The sequence below is a fragment of the Catenulispora sp. GAS73 genome (assembly GCF_041262085.1).
Lineage (GTDB): Bacteria > Actinomycetota > Actinomycetes > Streptomycetales > Catenulisporaceae > Catenulispora.
Genome location: NZ_JBGCCM010000026.1, coordinates 20,012 through 36,667, shown reverse-complemented (window position 1 = coordinate 36,667; position 16,656 = coordinate 20,012). Strand labels below are relative to the sequence as shown.

Sequence of the window (16,656 nt, the reverse complement as noted above, 5' to 3'; positions counted from 1 at the left end):
TGCAGTCGGGCGGTGACGACTTCGCTGTTCACTGTGTGACTCCTCAGGATCGTGCTATGGATTCCGCTTCGCTTACGCCTACGATTCTAAGGCATGATGCGGTTGAGTCCTGGCTAATTAAAGGTGAATACTGCCTCTGGGGGCTGATTCTGGAGGTGATCCCTGTCACCGTCCTGTCGGTGGAGCCGTAGGTCCAAACTTCGCGCCCCCGCCGCCTGGTTCGCCGTAAGTGCGCTGTTGGCGACCGTCCCTGGCGTATATCAGAGTACGTAGCCAGATCATGAGTGCCGATGGCACCATGAGTCCATGGGGAACTACGTCACGTTCGACTTCGACGACGGAACATCAGTCCTCGTCGAAGTCGTGCCAGCACCGGAGCCGGACGGTCGTGGGGCGGCCCGCGGTGATCTCCCCGAGGGCACGAAGGCACCGGTGCCCATCACCCGCGCCGGGGATGTCGCGGAGAAGGCAGAGAAAACCCTTACCGAGGTCCTCAAGCCCCTCGTCCCGTTGCTCGGATCGGTGCACCAAGTCGTCTCGGACGCCGTCGAGGCGCCGGACGAGGTGACGGTCCAACTCGCGCTGAAACTCTCCAGCGAGTTGAAGCTCGTCGTCGTCAATTCCAATGGAGAGGCGAGCCTTACCGTCACCGCGAAATGGGCTCTCAAGAAGTCATGACGTGGCGGGATGACGACGAGAACTGCAAAGCGGCGTTCGTATCCATCTACGGACCCGAGCCGGGGGGAAGGGCTTTCGGCGGCGGTGTGCTGATCTGGGACGGACTGATCATCACGGCCGCTCATGTCATCAACGAAGTGCTCGGGCGTCCGGCGGACGCGCCGAACACCTTCACGAGGCAGGAGCCCGCGGTCGTCCGGGTGGGTTTTCCCGGCACGCCCGGCGATCCGCTGCGCGCCACCGTGGTCGGCTGGGTACCCCGGAAGCCGGTCAAGAACCTCAGCCCCATGCGGGAAGGGGTGCAAACCTGGGCCGGTGACCTGGCGTTGCTCAGCATCGAGGACGCGCCGCCTCCGGGGGCGCGGCCGGTCCGGTTGGCCCACCACCGCCTCGACTCGACAGTCCTGGCCTGGTACGGCAGCGGTGAGTCCACCACGCCGGTCGCGGCGCGGGTCGTCGCGGAGGCGGGGCCGTGGATCGTCCTCGACACCACCGGCAGCGGGCGCAAGCTCGTCCCCGGATACAGCGGCGGCCCGCTGTGGGACCGCAGGCGGGGCTCGGTCGTGGGGCTGGTGATCGGCGTCGACGGCGACCGCGGCTACGCGATGCCGTTCCGCGAGATCATGAAGCATCTGGCGGGCCGGCAGCAGCTGCTGGGCGAGGTCGACACCAACCTGGCGAGCTCGCCCGCGGTCGAGGTGTTGCGCAGCCTGCTGATCAAGGTCCTCGGCCAGCTGGACCCGGCCCGCCGGGAGGACGCCGAGCGGACCGCACGGCGGCTGGGCTGCCATCAGAGCCTGGCCGGGCCGGACGCCGACGCCGTCGAGGCCCTGGTGCTCGCCGCGCTCGGGGTACAGCGCGGAATCGCCACCCTGGTCGCGACCATGTGCGGGTTGGTGGACGATTCCGCTTTGCGGCAACGGCTGACCGCCGCGGCGACGAGAATCAGAGCCGGGGAGCTGCTCAGCGCCGACGAGTACGGGCAACTGTCTCGAATCCTCGCCCGGCTCGGCGAGGGCGTGTTCCACCGTGCGGTGCGGCGTGCGCTGCCCGACAACCACCAGCTTCCCGAATCCCGCGATCCGCTGGTCCTCCTGGAGTTCCTCGAACGACGGCTGTGGACCCTGGGCAGTGTCCCGAGCCTGGTGCAGGCTGTGGAGTTCGTGGCCTCCGGAGCCTCGGAAGCGGAACGCGAGGCGCTGCAGATGTGGGCCGAACAGGTCACCGACCGGGTGGGGACCGCCCACGGCAAGCTCATCGAACGCCGGGGTGACGCCGAGCAGTGGGAAGCGGATCGCGAACGCAGTGTTCGGATACAGGTGCGTCTGGAACGGGTGGACGAGCGTACTTTCCGGCACCGGATCTGGTCGCAGCTGGGGTCGGACTACTACAACGTCTGCACCGACGACGCCCCCAAGACCAGGGCCGGAATCCTCGCCTGCCTGGAAGGCGTGATGAGCCGGGAGATTCCCGCCGACGCCGAGTCCGTGCTGCTGGAGTTCCTCGTGGACGAAGACGACCTGGACCTCGATGTGGACCGATGGTCGATCCCGGGCGCGGTGGAACGGATGCTCGGTGTCGAATACGAGGTAGTCCTGCGTTGCATCAAACCCCGGCTTCCGTTCAAGAAGCAGTGGGGCCAGAGTTGGCAACGCCTCGGCCGGGACGACCCGTTCGTGATCGGCGCGAACCTGACGTCCCGGTCCGCGGTGTACGCGGCTTTGAAGAGTGCTGACACGGGCTGCGTCCTGGTGCTCCCGGAAGGCGGGAACCGCAAGGACCTGGTCATCAGCTGCGTCTACGCCGGCATCCCCGTGGTGCTGTGGCCGCGCTACGCCATGTCGAACGAGTCACGCGAACGACTGATCGGGATCTGCGGTCGGGACGAACAGCCGGTGCTGCCCGCGCATGTGCACCGGCTCCGTGTCCGCGCCGTGGTGGAGGCGGAGGCGGCCGACATCGGCGGGCATCTCGTTCTGGTGTGGGACGACCCCACTACGCGCTATCCACCGGTGCGAGACATGTACCCACCTCAAGAAGTCGAGGTATAGCAGTGCCTGACGACATACCCTGGCGGATTTTCCACGGTACGGGAACGCCGCACACGACACCGCTGCCGGCGCCACCACCCTGGCGGAGCATTTCTCGCAGTCGACGGGAGAACGGCGCTGTGGATCCCGCCGCAGCCGCGGCTTTGCGACCCTACGTGATCGGTCCCTCCGAGGTCGACGTGGTCAACGCCGCGCTGCATCTGCGGCGGCCGTTGCTCGTCACCGGCCGCCCCGGCACCGGGAAGTCGACGCTCGCGGAGGCCATCGCCGCCGAACTCAGCCTCGGCAGTGTTCTGCGGTGGCCCGTGAACAGCCGGTCCCTGCTGACCGAAGCGCTCTATCGGTATGACGCCGTGGGCCGACTCCGGGAATCCGCGATGAACGCGGGAGACGAAGGATCAGAGCCGGATATCGGAACGTTCATCCGGCTCGGTCCTGTCGGTACGGCTCTGGTCGCGCAGGAACAGCCGCGCGTGCTGCTCATCGACGAACTGGACAAGAGCGACCTCGACCTGCCGAACGACCTGCTGTCAGTGTTCGAGGACGGCGAGTTCGACATCCCGGAACTCGCACGGCTTCCCGACGAGCAGTCCGAGGTGCAGGTCATGGTGACCGGCTCGCGGGACCGGGTCGCGGTGCGGGGCGGCGTCGTGCGGTGCACCGAGTTCCCGATCGTGGTGATCACGAGCAACGGGGAACGGGACTTCCCCGCGGCCTTCCTACGGCGCTGTGTCCGTCTGGACCTGCCCGACCTGGACGAGACCCGCCTGCGCGACATCGTCCGTGCGCACCTCGGGGACGACAGTCTGCGTGTGGCGGAGACGGAAGCGCTGATCCAGACGTTCCTGGAGCGGCGTACGGTCGGCGAGCTGGCCACCGACCAGTTGCTGAACGCGATTCACCTGCGGCTGACCGGCGTGCGGCTCGGCCACGACGAGCTGATGCGCGCGGTGCTGCACCGGCTGGACGACATGGGCCAAGGATGATCGAGAAGCTGCGGGACGTCCTGGAGGACTTGGGAGTCGATGCCTCTCCCGAGGAGATCGCGGACGTCCTGTGGCTGGCCGCACGAATATCGGTGGGCCCTCAGGCGGCGTCCCCGGCGCCGGCCGAGCCGGAGGTCGAGGCGATCGCCGACCCCGAGCCGGACTCGTTCTTCCCGCAGCCCCAGGTGCCGTCCAGCACCGCGACCAGGAAGCCGTCCTCCTATTTCGGTGCGGTGCCCGGACAGGTACCGACCCGGAGGAAGTCGCGTCCGGTACGGGTGCCCACGGTGCGTGCGATCCCTGAGACCCTGGCGATCGGCCGCGCGCTGCGGCCGCTGAAGCGGCGGGTGTCCTCGGCGCTGCGTGAGGACGTCGACATCGACGTCACGGTCGCCACGATCGCGGACACCGGGATCGTGGACGTCGTGCTCCGGCCGGCCGCCGAACGCTGGCTCGACCTGATACTGCTGGTCGACGACAGCGTGTCGATGCAACTGTGGCGGCAGACCGCCGATGAGCTGCGGATGCTCCTGACGCGCCTCGGGACCTTCCGCACCATCACCACGCTGGGGCTGGAGACTGAGGACCCGGACAGAGTGTGGCTGCGGACTCGGCCGTTCTGGGCCAAGAGCGAACGACGACCGCCGAGCGCGCTGATCAACACGACCGGACGTACGGTGGTGCTCGTGCTGACCGATGCGGTCGGCGCGGCTTGGCGCAGTGGAAAAGGCCAGGAACAGGTGGCCGCCTGGGCCAGGCGAGGACCGGTCGCGATGGTGCAACCGCTGCCGCCGCGGCTGTGGGACGGCACCGCCGCGAGCCCGCTGCGCATGGACGTTCGCAGTCCCGCAGCGGCCAGTCGAAACGATCGATGGACCGTGCGGCACCCGTATCTGCCGCAGGAGATCGCCCCCAGGCTCGCTGTTCCGATTCCGGTGTTGGAGATCTCTGCGACGTCCCTCAACCGCTGGGCGCGCGTGGTGACGGGAACGGACGCCGTGGCGGGCGTTCCGCTTCTGGACGCGGAGGCGGACGCGAGCGGCGAGCGGCCGCCGATGTCCGGAGAGGGAGCAGTCGGACAGGTCGCAGCGGAGCCGTATGGCTCGGACGTCCTGCGAGCCTTCCGGGCCGAGGCTTCGCCGGAGGCGTACCGCCTGGCCGGCTTCCTGGCCGCCATCTCGCCGTTGACGCTGCCGGTCATGCGGACGGTTCAGGACACGCTGCCGGGCGCCACCCGGACGCATCTGGCTGAGGTGTTCCTCGGTGGGCTGCTGCGGCGAGACGGCGACAGCGGCGCGTTCTTCTTCCGCGACGACGTGCGATCCCTGTTCCTGGACACACTCGATCCGGAGGAGACACTCGCGCTCGTCGAATCCGTCGGCCGACGCATCGAGGCGTGGTGGGGACGTGGCCCCGAAGCCTCGGCGCTGCTCGGTGCCGCCGACGGCGCGGTATCGCTGCCCCCGGGGGCGCGGCCGTACGCCGTGACGGCGGCGCCGTTGCTGGAGCGGATCGCCGCGGACGCGATGGTCGAGGGATTCGACGCGCAGACCGAGGCCGAGAGCCAGATGTTCAATGTCTCCAGCGAAGCCGCAGCCCCGTTCGACTGGTCGCTGCCGGAATATGTCGTCGACGCTCTGGCGGTGCAGGCCAGAAGGAGCTACCGGACCGATCTTCCGAGCGGAAGATTCGCTCTGCGCGCCGCCGACTTGTTCGCCAAAGCCGACGAATACCTGCTGCGAAACGCCTACGATGACGCCGCGAACCTGTTCGGAGCCCTTCTCCAGGGCGAAGCGGTCGACCAGCAGACTCAGGTCATCGGGTACTGGGGCCTCGGCCAGGTCGCCAAAGCGCGCGGAAACCTCCCCGCGGCACTCGACGCCTTCCGGACCGCTTCGTCCATCCAGTCGGAGTCGGCGGAGGCGTATCACGGCGAGAGCCGGGCGATCCAGGCGGAGATCCTCGTCGCGGTCGCACATTGTCTGCTCGACCTCGGCCAGGACGCTCAGGCGATCATCTACGCGCGCGAAGCGGTGGGATACTTCGCCGAACTGGTGCGAGAACCGTTGCGGTACAACGCCGACCTGATGCCCCGCGAACCATTGCGGTATCGCTCCGAGCTGGTGCGGGCGCTGACGGCGCTCGGCGACTGCCAGCTTCCCCACCGCCGCGACGCGGCCGGCGACACCTATCGCCAGGCACTCGGCATGGCCCCGACCCGCGCAGAGCGCTACACCCTGGCGAAGAAGCTGGCAGAACTCGGCTATGACCACGCTGCGACGTCCTTGCCCGAGGGCGCCAGGCCTATCGCACGCGGCCTCGTTCGTGTCGAGGAGGAAGAGCCCGTTGTTCCCCTGGAACAGGGCGACACGTGGCAGCTGTCGCGAACGCAGCTGACCGGAACTTTCCGTGTCAGCCTCGACAGGTCCGACGCGGCGCTCCTCCGTCCCCGATCCAGGCGCTTCCGGGTGTTCCCCGACTCCGCGGACATCATTCCCGGCGACCCCTCGCACGTCGCCCTCGGCTGCCTCTACTTGTTGGCGGACGGCACCCGCGGCGCGGTCCAGGACCTGGCCGGCCGCGATGGCGACTACGGTAGGCAGCCGCATATCTGGATCGACAGCTTCTCCCAGCTCGGCGACAGGGAGCTCTATATCGACCTCAGCAATAGACAGTTCCGCGCGATTCTCGTCTACGCGGTCGCCAGATTCGGGGAGTTCGACCGAGTCCGCGCGAACGTGACGTTCGTGGCCAACGATGGGATCGCACGAGGGCTCCGGTTGGAACGACACGGCCTCGGCTTGGACATCTGCGCCGTCGCGATGCTGTCGTGGACCGGCGATCAGTGCACACTCCGTGCGGACGCCAGGTTCGTGGGTGGAGGCGAGCACGGTTTGGATGAGGCGTACCGCTGGGGCCTGAGATGGCCCGAGGGCGTCGCCGTCAAACTCTCCGAGGGCTCGTGACTGCGTTCCCCTCGGCCTCGGGGACGCCGATCCGTCGGTAGGTACGCAGTGCGCGCGCCTGGGTCTCGGCTGCTAGATCAGGCTCCTTATTGAGGTAGTGGACTTCCGCGAGCCCCTCCAGTGCCTTCGCGCGCTGATACACGTCCCCGCCGGCGCGGGCGAGGTCGAAAGCGACGCGGTGGTGCTCTGCGGCGGCGGTGAGGTCGCCGAGGGCGGCGTCGGCTCGGCCGAGGTGGTTGTGCGCGTGAGTCTTGATGGCGTGTTCGCCGATGGTCTCTGCCAGGGTGAGGGCGTCGCGAGCGAGGCCGCGTGCCTCGGGGTGGTTCCGGGCGGTGTGGTGGAGTTCGCTGAGCCCGATCAGGGCCCAGCCCTCGGCGGCCTGGTGCCCGTGGTCGCGGCTGCTCGTGAGCGATTGTCTGAGGTTGGCAAGGGCCTGTTCGGGCTGGTCCAGTCGTAGGTGGAGGATCCCGAGGTCGGTCAGGACCTCGTCGGCGTCGGCCTGGTCGCCGCCTTCGTTCAAGACGGCCCGGGCTTCGAGCAGATCCTTTCGCGCGCCGTCGTAGTCGCCCTGGCGCATGCGGGTGATGCCTCGGTTGCACAGGGCGGAGCCGACGGCGTCGGAGTGGGCGGCGGTCTGGCGGGCGAGTTCGACCGCCCGGTCGTTCCAGGCGATGGACTCCGCATAGCGGCCCCTGCGCCGGTGCACGTTGGCGATGCAGTAGCTGGCGCGAGCCTCGCCCACTTGGTCGCCGGCTTGCGCGAACAGCGTTTGGGAGCGGCGGAAGAGTCCCAAAGCGCGCAGTGTGGAGCCCTGGTGCAAGGCGATCAAACCCAGGTTTCCCGAAGTCACTCCCAGGCCGACCAGATTCCCGCTGGCCTCGTAGTGGATCAGGGCACGTTCGCTGTGCTTGATCGCCTCCTGGAACTGGCCCAGACGCCAGTAGGTCCCGGCCAGATGCCGGATGGCGTCGGCCTGCCGCTCCGACGCGGGCAGGCCGCGCATGGCCTCTGCCGCGCGGCTGTGGAGAACGAGCGCGGCGCGCTGCATTCCCCGCACCTCCAGAAAGCGGCCCAGAATGGCTGACAGGTCGCCGACATGACCGCCGAACGAGTCGGCGGTGGCGTCCGCGGCCTGCACGACGTTCGGCAGTTCCGCCTCGACCCACGCCTCGGCACCGGCGGCGTCGTGGAACGTCATCGGTTCCAGGGCTGAGGCCATGGGGACCTCGGGTCGGCGGGCCCGCTCATAGGGGATCAGTACGTCCATCGCCGCTGATGCCGCCTGGCGATAGTGGTCCATCAAACGCAACAAGGCGGCGGACCGGACGGTCTCCGGGTCCTCGGAGGCCAGCTGCCGTGCGTGCAGCCGCACCAGGTCGTGGAACCGGTAGCGGCCGATGACGGGTTGCTGAAGCAGGTGCTCGTCCAGCAGCAGTTCCAGGACCTCGTACGCTTCGTGCGTGCTGAGTCCGCTCAAGGCCGCCGCGGAGGCGGAGGAAAACTCATCGCCGGGATGCAGGCTCATCAACCGGAACGCGCACTGCACCGGCTGGGTCAGGCCGGCGTAGGACAGGTCGAGGATCGCGGACACATCCCGGCCGCCGATTCTCAGCCCTCGAAGACCCGCCCGGTGCAGCTCTCCGACGAGGTCGGACAACCGCCAGGCCGGGCGGGACCTGAGCCGGGCCGCCACCAGAGCCACCGCCAACGGCAGGTGGCCGCACAGCTCGCCGATCCGGGTCGCCGCCGCCGGCTCGGCCGCGACCCGTTCCGCCCCGGCGATCCGGGTCAGCAGGGCCAGGGTCTCGGACGGGCTGAACAGGCCCAGGCGGTGCGGTTCGACACCGTCCAAACCGGCCAGGCTGCGCCGACTGGTAACGATCACCAGGCTGTTCGGCCCGCCCGGGATCAGGCTTCGTACTTGCTGCTCGCTGGCGGCGTTGTCCAGCACGATCAGCGCCTGGCGGTCGTGGATCTGGTCCCGGAACATGGCGGCCCGCTCGTCCAGCCCCGCCGGGATGCGGCGGGCAGGGACTCCCAGGGCCAGCAGGAAGGCACTCAGGATCTCGCAGGGATCGGCAGGCTCCTGTTCGGCGTCGAAACCCCTCAGGTTCACGAACAACTGCACGTCCTTGTAGCGGCCGGTCTCGACCAGCCGATGCGCGACGCGAATGGCCAGCTGCGTCTTGCCGATCCCGCCCATGCCCTCGATCGCCGAGATCAGGACGGTCCGCGCGCCACCGCCCTCGCCGTGCGCCGCCACGGTCCGCTCCAAGCCGGCCAGGTCCGCCTCACGACCGGTGAACGTGGCCAGGTCCGCAGGAAGCTGGCGCAGCACTCCGGTGGGACCGCCGTTCTTGGCCTCGGCATGAACCCGGATGCAGGCCGCACGCCATCGTGCGACACCGGCGGCGTCCAGCCCCAGCGCGCGCGTGGTCTCGCCGACGAGTTCCAGGTTCAACCGCCGCCGCCGCGCTTGGAACAGGTCGCCGACCGTGGACTGCGAAAGGGCCTGGGGCGGCCTCAGACGAGGCCCGACCGTCCTGGCCAGGGCCCGATACGACGGGCTCCCGGCCCAGACCCGCAGCTCGTTCAGCAGCTCGATGAATTCGGCGACGTCGGCGGCACGGGCCGGGTCGGGAGCTGGGACCGCCACTTGTTCTTCCCCCTGGCGTCAGCTGGATGTATGGGTGCTGATTCTACTGAGCGGCGTTGATTGGCGGCTGACGCAAGTTCACGAGTACGGAGCCCGGCGCGCGCGCCCCCATGGCGACCCTTTAGCAGGCATCGACCATGACACACTGTCAACAGCCACTGTATCGTCAGTGACGATCAAGCCGACGTCCTGAGGAGCACATCGTGCAAGCTTGGACTCTTTGGCGTCGACGGTACGTCGCCGGCGTCGCCACCGCCGTCGCGATGGCAGTCGTGGCCGTAGTACCCAGCCTCGGCTATTCGGCCGCACGTCAGGCCCAGCCGTCGGCCGCGCCACCGGCCTGTTCCGCAGGCACCCTCGTGTCGACCGGCAGTGGTCCGGTGTGCGGCATCACCGCCAATCGGCAGACGTCGTACCTTGATATCCCGTTTGCGGCCCCGCCGCTGGGGAAGCTGCGCTGGACCCCGCCGCAGCCGGTGCAGCCGTGGACGGCGACCTACCAGGCCACCCAGCGCGGGCCCGGATGCCTCGCGCCGAGCTACCCGCCGGGCCAGGTGCAGCCCGGCACCAGTGAGAACTGTCTGTTCCTCGAAGTCCAGGAGCCGGCGGGCACGCGGCCGGGGCAGCGGCTGCCGGTGATGTTCGAGATCCACGGCGGCGGGTTCCTCGGTGAAGCCCGCGATGACGACGGGACGAACTTCGTCGGTGCCGGGCCGGTCATCTACGTGTATGCGGCGTATCGGCTGGGGGTCATGGGATTCCTGGCCGACCAGGCGCTGGGCCCGCACAGCGGCGACTTCGGGCTGCAGGACCAGCAGGCGGCGCTGCGCTGGGTCAAGGACAACATCGCGGGGTTCGGCGGAGACCCGGGCGATGTGACGATCTTCGGCGAGTCCGCGGGCGGGGCCAGCGTCTGCGACCAGATCGCCTCGCCGACCGCGAACGGTCTGTTCCAACGGGGCATCAGCATCAGCGGGTACTACAACTTCGACGTCAACACCATCTGGTGGCCCGCGGACTGCAAGTCGGCGCTGCCGGACGAGGCCCAGGGGCAGCGCCTCGGCGCGCAGTTCGCGGCCAAGGTCGGCTGCGCGAACGCCCCCGACGTCGCCGCGTGCCTGCGGGCGTTGCCGGCCGACACGCTGGTCGTCAACGGCGGTCAGGGCCTCGATCCGACCGGCGGTGGGGCGATCGGTCCGATCGTCAACGGCACGACCCTGCCCATGTCGGCGAGCCAGGCGTTCGCCCTCGGCCGCGTCAACCGGGTCAAGGCGATCATCGGGGTCGGCCGCGACGAGTTCAACGGCGGCGTCTACTTGAACACCCCAGGCCACCCGGTCGTCGCCGACACCACCGCGGAGTACGAGCAACTGGTGCGGCAGCAGTTCGGCCCGTTGGCATCCACCGTCCTGCGGCTCTATCCGGTGCAGCACTACCCGTCCCCATCTCCGTTCATCGCCTACCGAACAGTGATGGCCGACGCCTTCAGCGTGTGCCCCTCCCTGGAAAGCTATGCGAAGTTGTCCAGAGCCATCCCGGTCTACGCCTACGAGGACGACGACGCGGACTCGCCAGGACAGAAGGTGCCGCTCGGCGCCAACCACAGCGCCATCAACCGGCTGGCCCACGACGTGCCCGGAACCCTGGACCCGAACCAACTCGCGCTCCAGCAACAGGTGCTGTCCGAATGGACCGGGTTCGCACACACAGGCATGCCGACCGCGCCCGGCACGCCGCCCTGGGCGCCGTTCGCGGCACCCGGCAACCCGGTCATGTCGCTGCAAGCGGCCGGGGACAGCACGCTCGTCCCGGCCAGCTCGATCGCGACGCAGCACAACTGCCAGTTCTGGGACTCGGTCAACCGGACTGCGCCGTGGGCGTCCTGACGTCCTGTAGCCCACGATCTTCAGGGCAGGCCTTGTGCAAGCTGGCCCGGAGCACTGGCTGACCAGCTCGGGCCGAATCCCGCCGCGGCCAGGTAGGTGAGCTCGCGCATCTGGCGAACGCGGCGAATTCGTGGTCGGCGATCGTTCTTCTCGCGCTGCCCTACCGTCTACCCGGCGTGAGTCCGTTCTCGTAGGCGATGATCGCCAGGTGGACGCGGTCCCGGGCCTCTAGCTTGGCGAACAGGCGCGCGACATGGGTCTTCGCCGTCGCCGCGCTGATCACCAGCCGCTCGGCGATCTCAGGGTTCGACAGTCCCTGTCCGACCAGTGCCAGCACCTCGCGCTCCCGGTCGGTGATCCCCGCGATGAGACTCGCGTCTGCGGCGGGCTCGGCGTCCGGTGCGGGGGCCGCGGGGCCGGATGTCCCGGCGAAGTCCGCGATCAGCCGTCGGGTGACGCTCGGTGCGATCAACGCGTCGCCGGCCGCCACCACGCGGATCGCGTCCAGGATCGCGTCCAGGGCCATGCTCTTGAGCAGGAATCCGCTGGCCCCGGCGCGCAGTGCGCCGTAGACGTACTCGTCGTCGTCGAAGGTCGTCAGTACCAGCACCTTGGGCGGGTCCGGCTCGGCGGTCGCCTGCCGGGTCGCCTCGATCCCGTCCATGCCCGGCATCCGGATGTCCATCACCACGACGTCCGGCCGCAGCTCGCGCACCAGGCGCACGGCCTCGCGGCCGTCGCCGGCCTGGCCGACCACCTCCAGGTCGTCGGTGTCGCCGATCAGGATCGCGAGCCCGACCAGCATCAGGGGCTGGTCGTCGGCCAGCAGCACTCGCACGCTCATGCCGGGAGCTTCGCCGTCACCCGGAATCCGCCCTCCGGACGCCGGCCGGCGCTGAACTGGCCGGACAACAACGTCACCCGCTCGCGCATGCCGAGCAGGCCGAAGCCGCTCCCGCCGGGCACCGTCGCGTGCCTGGGACGGCCCGGCCTGCCCAGGCCGTCGTCCCCGTCGTCCACCACCTCGATCCGCACTGCGTTCGGCTCGTAACCGACCGCGACCCGGCACGTCCGCGCCCCGGAATGCCGCACCACGTTCGTCAGTGACTCCTGGATGATCCGGAACGCCGACAGTTCGATCTCCGGCAGCAGCGGACGCTGCTCGCCCCGCCAGGTCACGTGGACCCGCACCCCGGCGCCGGCCGTGCGTTCGGCGAGCTGCGGGACGTCGGCCAGGCCGCCGGCCGGCGCCAGGGGAGCGGCCTGCGGCATGGCGTCGTCCGGCTCGGCGCGGCGTAGTGCCCCGAGCATGCGCTGCAGCTCCAGGAGCGTCTCCCGGCTGGTGGTCTCGATGCCGGTCAGCGCCTGCCGCGTCTGCTCGGGCTTGGTCTCCACGACCCGCGCCGCCGCTCCCGACAGCACGGTGATGATCCCGATGCTGTGCGCGACGCTGTCGTGCAGCTCGCGGGCGATCCGCAGCCGCTCGGCCATGACGACGCGGGCCCCAGTCTGCTCCTGCAGGGCTTCGAGGTATTCACGGCGTTTGCGATACACCCCGCCGAAGATCCACGCGACCGCGAACCACAACGCGAGCCACCCGGCCCACTGGGCCGCGCCGCCGACGGACTGCCCGTGGACGTGGATGTCGCTGACGAACGCGTCCGCGACGCCCGCGACGGAGCCGACGGCGGCAGCCTTCGGCCGCTCGACGGCGATGTACCCGCTCAAGGCGACGAGCAGGATGAGCACGATCAAGGGCCGCGCGCCGAAAAGGTCGCCGAGGACTGATTCACCCAGGACCGCCGCGAAGACGGCCGTCGGCAGACGGCGCACCAGCAGGACAGGAAGGGCGAGCGCGACGCACAGACCCATCGTCTGGAAGTGCCCGAGGGTGGGGAACCGGAACAGGGCTTCGTTGGGGCGCGGCGTCGTCAAGGTGAGCATCAGCGCGTAGAAGCAGGCGATGGCCAGCACTACGGCCTGTGACATCAGCCAGGTCACGCGCTTCGATGTCGAGAGACGCTGGAGAAGCTCTTCCATACGCCAGATCGTATTCAGTGGCGTCGGCTCTGCGCGTCGCCCCGGGGATGTACGCGCCGGTACACCCCCGGGCCGACGGCCTGGGGAGACGGTGACATCCGCCGGCCGACGCGACGGATCACGCTCTGTTCGTAGGTTTCGTGACCATGACGAACGCACCGATGATCGATCTTCGCGGCACGACGAAGAAATACGATGACGGCCCGCCCGCGCTGGCCGGTGTGACCTTGTCCGTGGCATCGGGTGAATGCGTGGCGATCCTCGGTCATTCCGGCAGCGGGAAGTCCACGCTGCTGAACCTGATCGCCGGTTTGGACAAGCCCTCCAGCGGCAGTGTCACCGTCGACGGCACCCGCGTCGACCAGCTCGGCGAGGCCGGTTCGGCGAAGTACCGCCGGGCCTCCGTCGGCATGATCTTCCAGTTCTTCAACCTGCTGGACGACCTGACCGTGTTGGACAACGCCATGGTTCCGGCGCAGCTGGCCGGGATGGGCAAGAGCGAAGCGAAACGGAGGGCCGTTGAGCTGCTCGACTCGCTGAACATCGCCCGGCACGCCAAGGCCTATCCGCAGCGGCTGTCCGGCGGGCAACGGCAGCGGGTGGCGGTGGCCAGGGCCCTGATGAACAAGCCGGCGCTGCTGCTGGCCGACGAGCCCACCGGCGCTCTGGACTCCAGCTCGGCCGAGGACGTGCGCCAGCTGCTGCTGGACCTGAACAGCGAGGGCCAGACCATCCTGCTGGTCACCCACGACGTGCAGCTGGCCGCGAGTACCGCGCGCCGCACGATCGAGTTGGTGGACGGCGCGGTCGAGCGGGACGTCGTCAACAACGGCAGCGGTGCCGGCCTGGCCGCCCGCACGCTGCTGCCCCGTCCGGCGGGAGAGGTCCGATGACACTGCGCAAGCCGCCGACGCCCCGGCGCGTCTTCGAGGTTGGTTTCCGGGCCATGACCCGCCTGCTGCCGGCGGTGAGCCGGTGAGCGCCCTGGGCAAGGTCGTACGTTCCGGCGTGGGCCGGCGTCGGGTCCAGTCCCTCGTCATGGCCCTGACGACGTTCGCCGCGGTGACATCCTCAGTACTCTCCCTCGGTCTGCTGACCGCCGTGCAGGCCCCGTTCGAGCACGCTTTCAATGCTCGGAACGGGGCGCACCTGGCGGTCCAGTTCGATGGTTCGAAGGTCACGGCCGAGCAGGCCGCCGCCACCGCTCACGCCGCCGGCGTCACCGAGGCGGCCGGGCCGTACCCGGTCGCCTCCGCCCTGGACACGACGATCGGCATGGACTGCTCCAAGAAGGATTGGGTCGGTTACGGCAACGCTCCGATCACCGTCACCACCCGGCCCGACCTGGGCAGCACCTCCGGGATGGACCAGCTGGCGCTGACCCGGGGGCGCTGGCCGACCGGCCCGGGCGAGATCGCCCTGCCGGCGAATAACTATGCCGCCGACTGCGTCGGCGATTCGGTGGTGTTCTCCTCCCTGCCGGGCAAGCCGTCGTTCAAGGTCGTCGGCTTCGCCGACTCGGTGACCAGCAGCGCGACCGGCTTCGTCACCGCCGACGGTTTCGCGCGGCTCACCGCTGCCGGTGCCAAGTCCGACGAGCAGATGCTCTACCGGTTCGCCAAAGCCGGGACCGCCGCCGACATCGCCACCGACAAGCAGGCGGTGGCCGCCGCCGCGCCGGCCGGCGCGGTCGAGGGCGGACAGTCGTACCTGACCTCGGAGCAGCAGGCGACCGGCAACGCCAAGGCCTACGTGCCGTTCCTGATCGGCTTCGGGATCCTCGGGCTGTTCATGTCGGTGCTGATCATCTCGATCGTGGTCAGCGGGGCTGTGGCCTCGGGAATCCGGCGCATCGGGATTCTGAAGTCGTTGGGCTTCACCCCTTCGCAGGTGGCCCGTGCCTACACCGCGCAGGCCATGATCCCGGCGACACTCGGCCTGGTGCTCGGCACGGCTTTCGGCAACCTCCTGGCCGTGCCGATCCTGGGCGGCGCCACCCAGCAGCTCGGCGCGGCCAGTGCGGCCAGTGCCACGATCCCGTTGTGGGTCAGCGCCGTGGTGCCGCTGGGCGCCCTGCTGATCGTCGGCGTCACGGCTTTGATCCCGGCCCTGCGGGCCGGCCGGATGCCGACGGTGCGGGCCCTGGTGGTCGGCCGCGCTCCGAAGGCCGGGCGTGGTCAGACTGCGCAGCGTGTGGCCTCGCGGCTGCCGCTGCCCCGGGCCGTGTCGTTGGGGCTGGCCCAGCCGTTCGCCCGGCCGGCCCGGGCCGTACTGGTCGGTGCCGCGGTGCTGTTCGGCGTGGTGAGTGCCACGTTCGCGGTGGGGCTGGAGACCGGGTTCAACAAGTACCTGGACGCCACCACCTCAGGCTTCAGCGTCGCGTCGGAGTTCGTGGAACCCACAGCCGACGTGGGCGTGCCCTGGGGCCTCTACGGCGCCAACGACCCGCGCAGGCCGCACCTGGACGCCGCCAAGGTGGTCGCCGCGCTCGCCGAGACCCCGGGCACGAAGGCCGCGTTCGGCTGGGGCGAGAGCGGCGCGACCATCGTCGGCGCCCCGCCCGGCGGCGAACCGCCGAAGGTGTTCACGCTCACCGGCGACTTCTCCTGGACGCACCTGGAGCTGGTGTCCGGCCGCTGGTTCTCGGCGCCCGGCGAGGCCGTGGTCGGCGACAAGCTGGCCACGACGGTCGGGATCCACGTCGGTGACGAAGTCACCGTGGTGCAGCAGAACAAGCAACTGCCGCTGAAGGTCGTCGGCATCAACTTCGACACCAACGTGGGCGACTACACGGTCATGACGGATGCGGCCACCTTCACCGCCGCCGGCCTGCCCCCGCACATCGAGCAGTTCAACGTCGAGCTGGCCCCGAACGTCAGCGCACCGGACTGGTCCACCTCAGCCGCCGCCGCACTGACCCCGCTGAACGCCTCGGCCCGGCCGCACTCGGACGGGGGCAAGAACATCGTGATGCTCATCATGGGCACCCTGGTGGCCACACTCACGCTGTTGATGGTGGCGGTCGCGGCCCTCGGCGTGCTGAGCATGGTGGTGCAGGACACCCGGGAGCGTGCCCACGACATGGGGATCCTCAAGGCCCTCGGGATGACACCCAAACAAACCATCGCGATGGTCCTGACCTCGGTAACCCTCACCGGCCTGATCGCCGGCCTGATCGGGGTCCCACTCGGGGTCGCGGTGGAGAAGGCGACACTGACCCCGATGGGGAACGCGATCGGCCGCCACCTGCCACCGAGCGTGAGCCACACCTATACCGCCGGACTGCTCATCCCCCTGCTGGCCGGCGGGATCGTGATCGCCCTGCTCGGGGCACTGCTGCCGGCCAGCTGGGCGGCACGGACGCGGACCGCTACCGCGCTGCGGACCGAGTAG

At 69.4% G+C, this 16,656-nt stretch carries 10 protein-coding genes; 7 read left to right on the top strand and 3 right to left on the bottom strand.

What is annotated here, in order from left to right; translation table 11 throughout:
- Positions 1–306: 306 nt before the first annotated feature.
- The 4 genes from ABH935_RS33385 to ABH935_RS33370 are packed head-to-tail and all read left to right on the top strand — an operon-like array spanning position 307 to position 6,681.
- Positions 307–678: a CU044_2847 family protein gene (locus tag ABH935_RS33385; protein WP_370381937.1), complete on the top strand. Its 372-nt coding sequence runs from the start codon at positions 307–309 to the stop codon at positions 676–678.
- Positions 675–2,729 carry a trypsin-like peptidase domain-containing protein gene (locus ABH935_RS33380; protein WP_370381936.1) on the top strand — a complete coding sequence of 685 codons (2,055 nt, stop codon included), beginning with the start codon at positions 675–677 and terminating at the stop codon, positions 2,727–2,729. The genes ABH935_RS33385 and ABH935_RS33380 overlap by 4 nt, the downstream gene beginning before the upstream one ends.
- A complete protein-coding gene (locus ABH935_RS33375) occupies positions 2,726–3,715 on the top strand; it encodes an AAA family ATPase (protein ID WP_370382039.1) in 990 nt (329 codons plus the stop codon). The genes ABH935_RS33380 and ABH935_RS33375 overlap by 4 nt, the downstream gene beginning before the upstream one ends.
- Entirely contained in the window at positions 3,712–6,681 is a 2,970-nt protein-coding gene (locus ABH935_RS33370) for an SAV_2336 N-terminal domain-related protein (protein ID WP_370381935.1), read from the top strand. The genes ABH935_RS33375 and ABH935_RS33370 overlap by 4 nt, the downstream gene beginning before the upstream one ends.
- Here the strand turns inward: ABH935_RS33370 and ABH935_RS33365 are convergent.
- Positions 6,659–9,337, bottom strand: a complete 2,679-nt coding sequence (locus ABH935_RS33365; RefSeq protein ID WP_370381934.1) for a tetratricopeptide repeat protein — start codon at positions 9,335–9,337, stop codon at positions 6,659–6,661. The two genes, ABH935_RS33370 and ABH935_RS33365, sit on opposite strands and share 23 nt — an antisense overlap.
- 203 nt (positions 9,338–9,540) lie before the next feature.
- Between ABH935_RS33365 and ABH935_RS33360 the strand changes: the two genes are divergently transcribed.
- The gene (locus tag ABH935_RS33360; protein WP_370381933.1) at positions 9,541–11,223 is read left to right on the top strand and encodes a carboxylesterase/lipase family protein; all 1,683 of its coding nucleotides are present in this window, start codon (positions 9,541–9,543) and stop codon (positions 11,221–11,223) included.
- 160 nt (positions 11,224–11,383) lie between these two features.
- Here the strand turns inward: ABH935_RS33360 and ABH935_RS33355 are convergent, their stop codons facing one another.
- Both ABH935_RS33355 and ABH935_RS33350 read right to left on the bottom strand, forming a co-directional pair.
- On the bottom strand, positions 11,384–12,067 hold the full coding sequence (locus ABH935_RS33355; RefSeq protein WP_370381932.1) for a response regulator: 684 nt from the start codon (positions 12,065–12,067) through the stop codon (positions 11,384–11,386).
- Positions 12,064–13,263 carry a sensor histidine kinase gene (locus ABH935_RS33350; RefSeq protein WP_370381931.1) on the bottom strand — a complete coding sequence of 400 codons (1,200 nt, stop codon included), beginning with the start codon at positions 13,261–13,263 and terminating at the stop codon, positions 12,064–12,066. The genes ABH935_RS33355 and ABH935_RS33350 overlap by 4 nt, the downstream gene beginning before the upstream one ends.
- 146 nt (positions 13,264–13,409) lie before the next feature.
- Here ABH935_RS33350 and ABH935_RS33345 point away from each other — a divergent pair, with 146 nt between their 5' ends.
- A complete protein-coding gene (locus ABH935_RS33345; protein ID WP_370381930.1) occupies positions 13,410–14,156 on the top strand; it encodes an ABC transporter ATP-binding protein in 747 nt (248 codons plus the stop codon).
- Positions 14,157–14,238: 82 nt separating this feature from the next.
- Entirely contained in the window at positions 14,239–16,656 is a 2,418-nt protein-coding gene (locus ABH935_RS33340) for an ABC transporter permease (RefSeq protein WP_370381929.1), read from the top strand.

Coding starts and splice junctions, on each gene's coding strand:
- ABH935_RS33385 (WP_370381937.1), top strand. CDS start 307: ATGGGGAACTACGTCACGTTCGACTTCGACGACGGAACATCAGTCCTC.
- ABH935_RS33380 (WP_370381936.1), top strand. CDS start 675: ATGACGTGGCGGGATGACGACGAGAACTGCAAAGCGGCGTTCGTATCC.
- ABH935_RS33370 (WP_370381935.1), top strand. CDS start 3,712: ATGATCGAGAAGCTGCGGGACGTCCTGGAGGACTTGGGAGTCGATGCC.
- ABH935_RS33355 (WP_370381932.1), bottom strand. CDS start 12,067: ATGAGCGTGCGAGTGCTGCTGGCCGACGACCAGCCCCTGATGCTGGTC.
- ABH935_RS33350 (WP_370381931.1), bottom strand. CDS start 13,263: ATGGAAGAGCTTCTCCAGCGTCTCTCGACATCGAAGCGCGTGACCTGG.
- ABH935_RS33345 (WP_370381930.1), top strand. CDS start 13,410: ATGACGAACGCACCGATGATCGATCTTCGCGGCACGACGAAGAAATAC.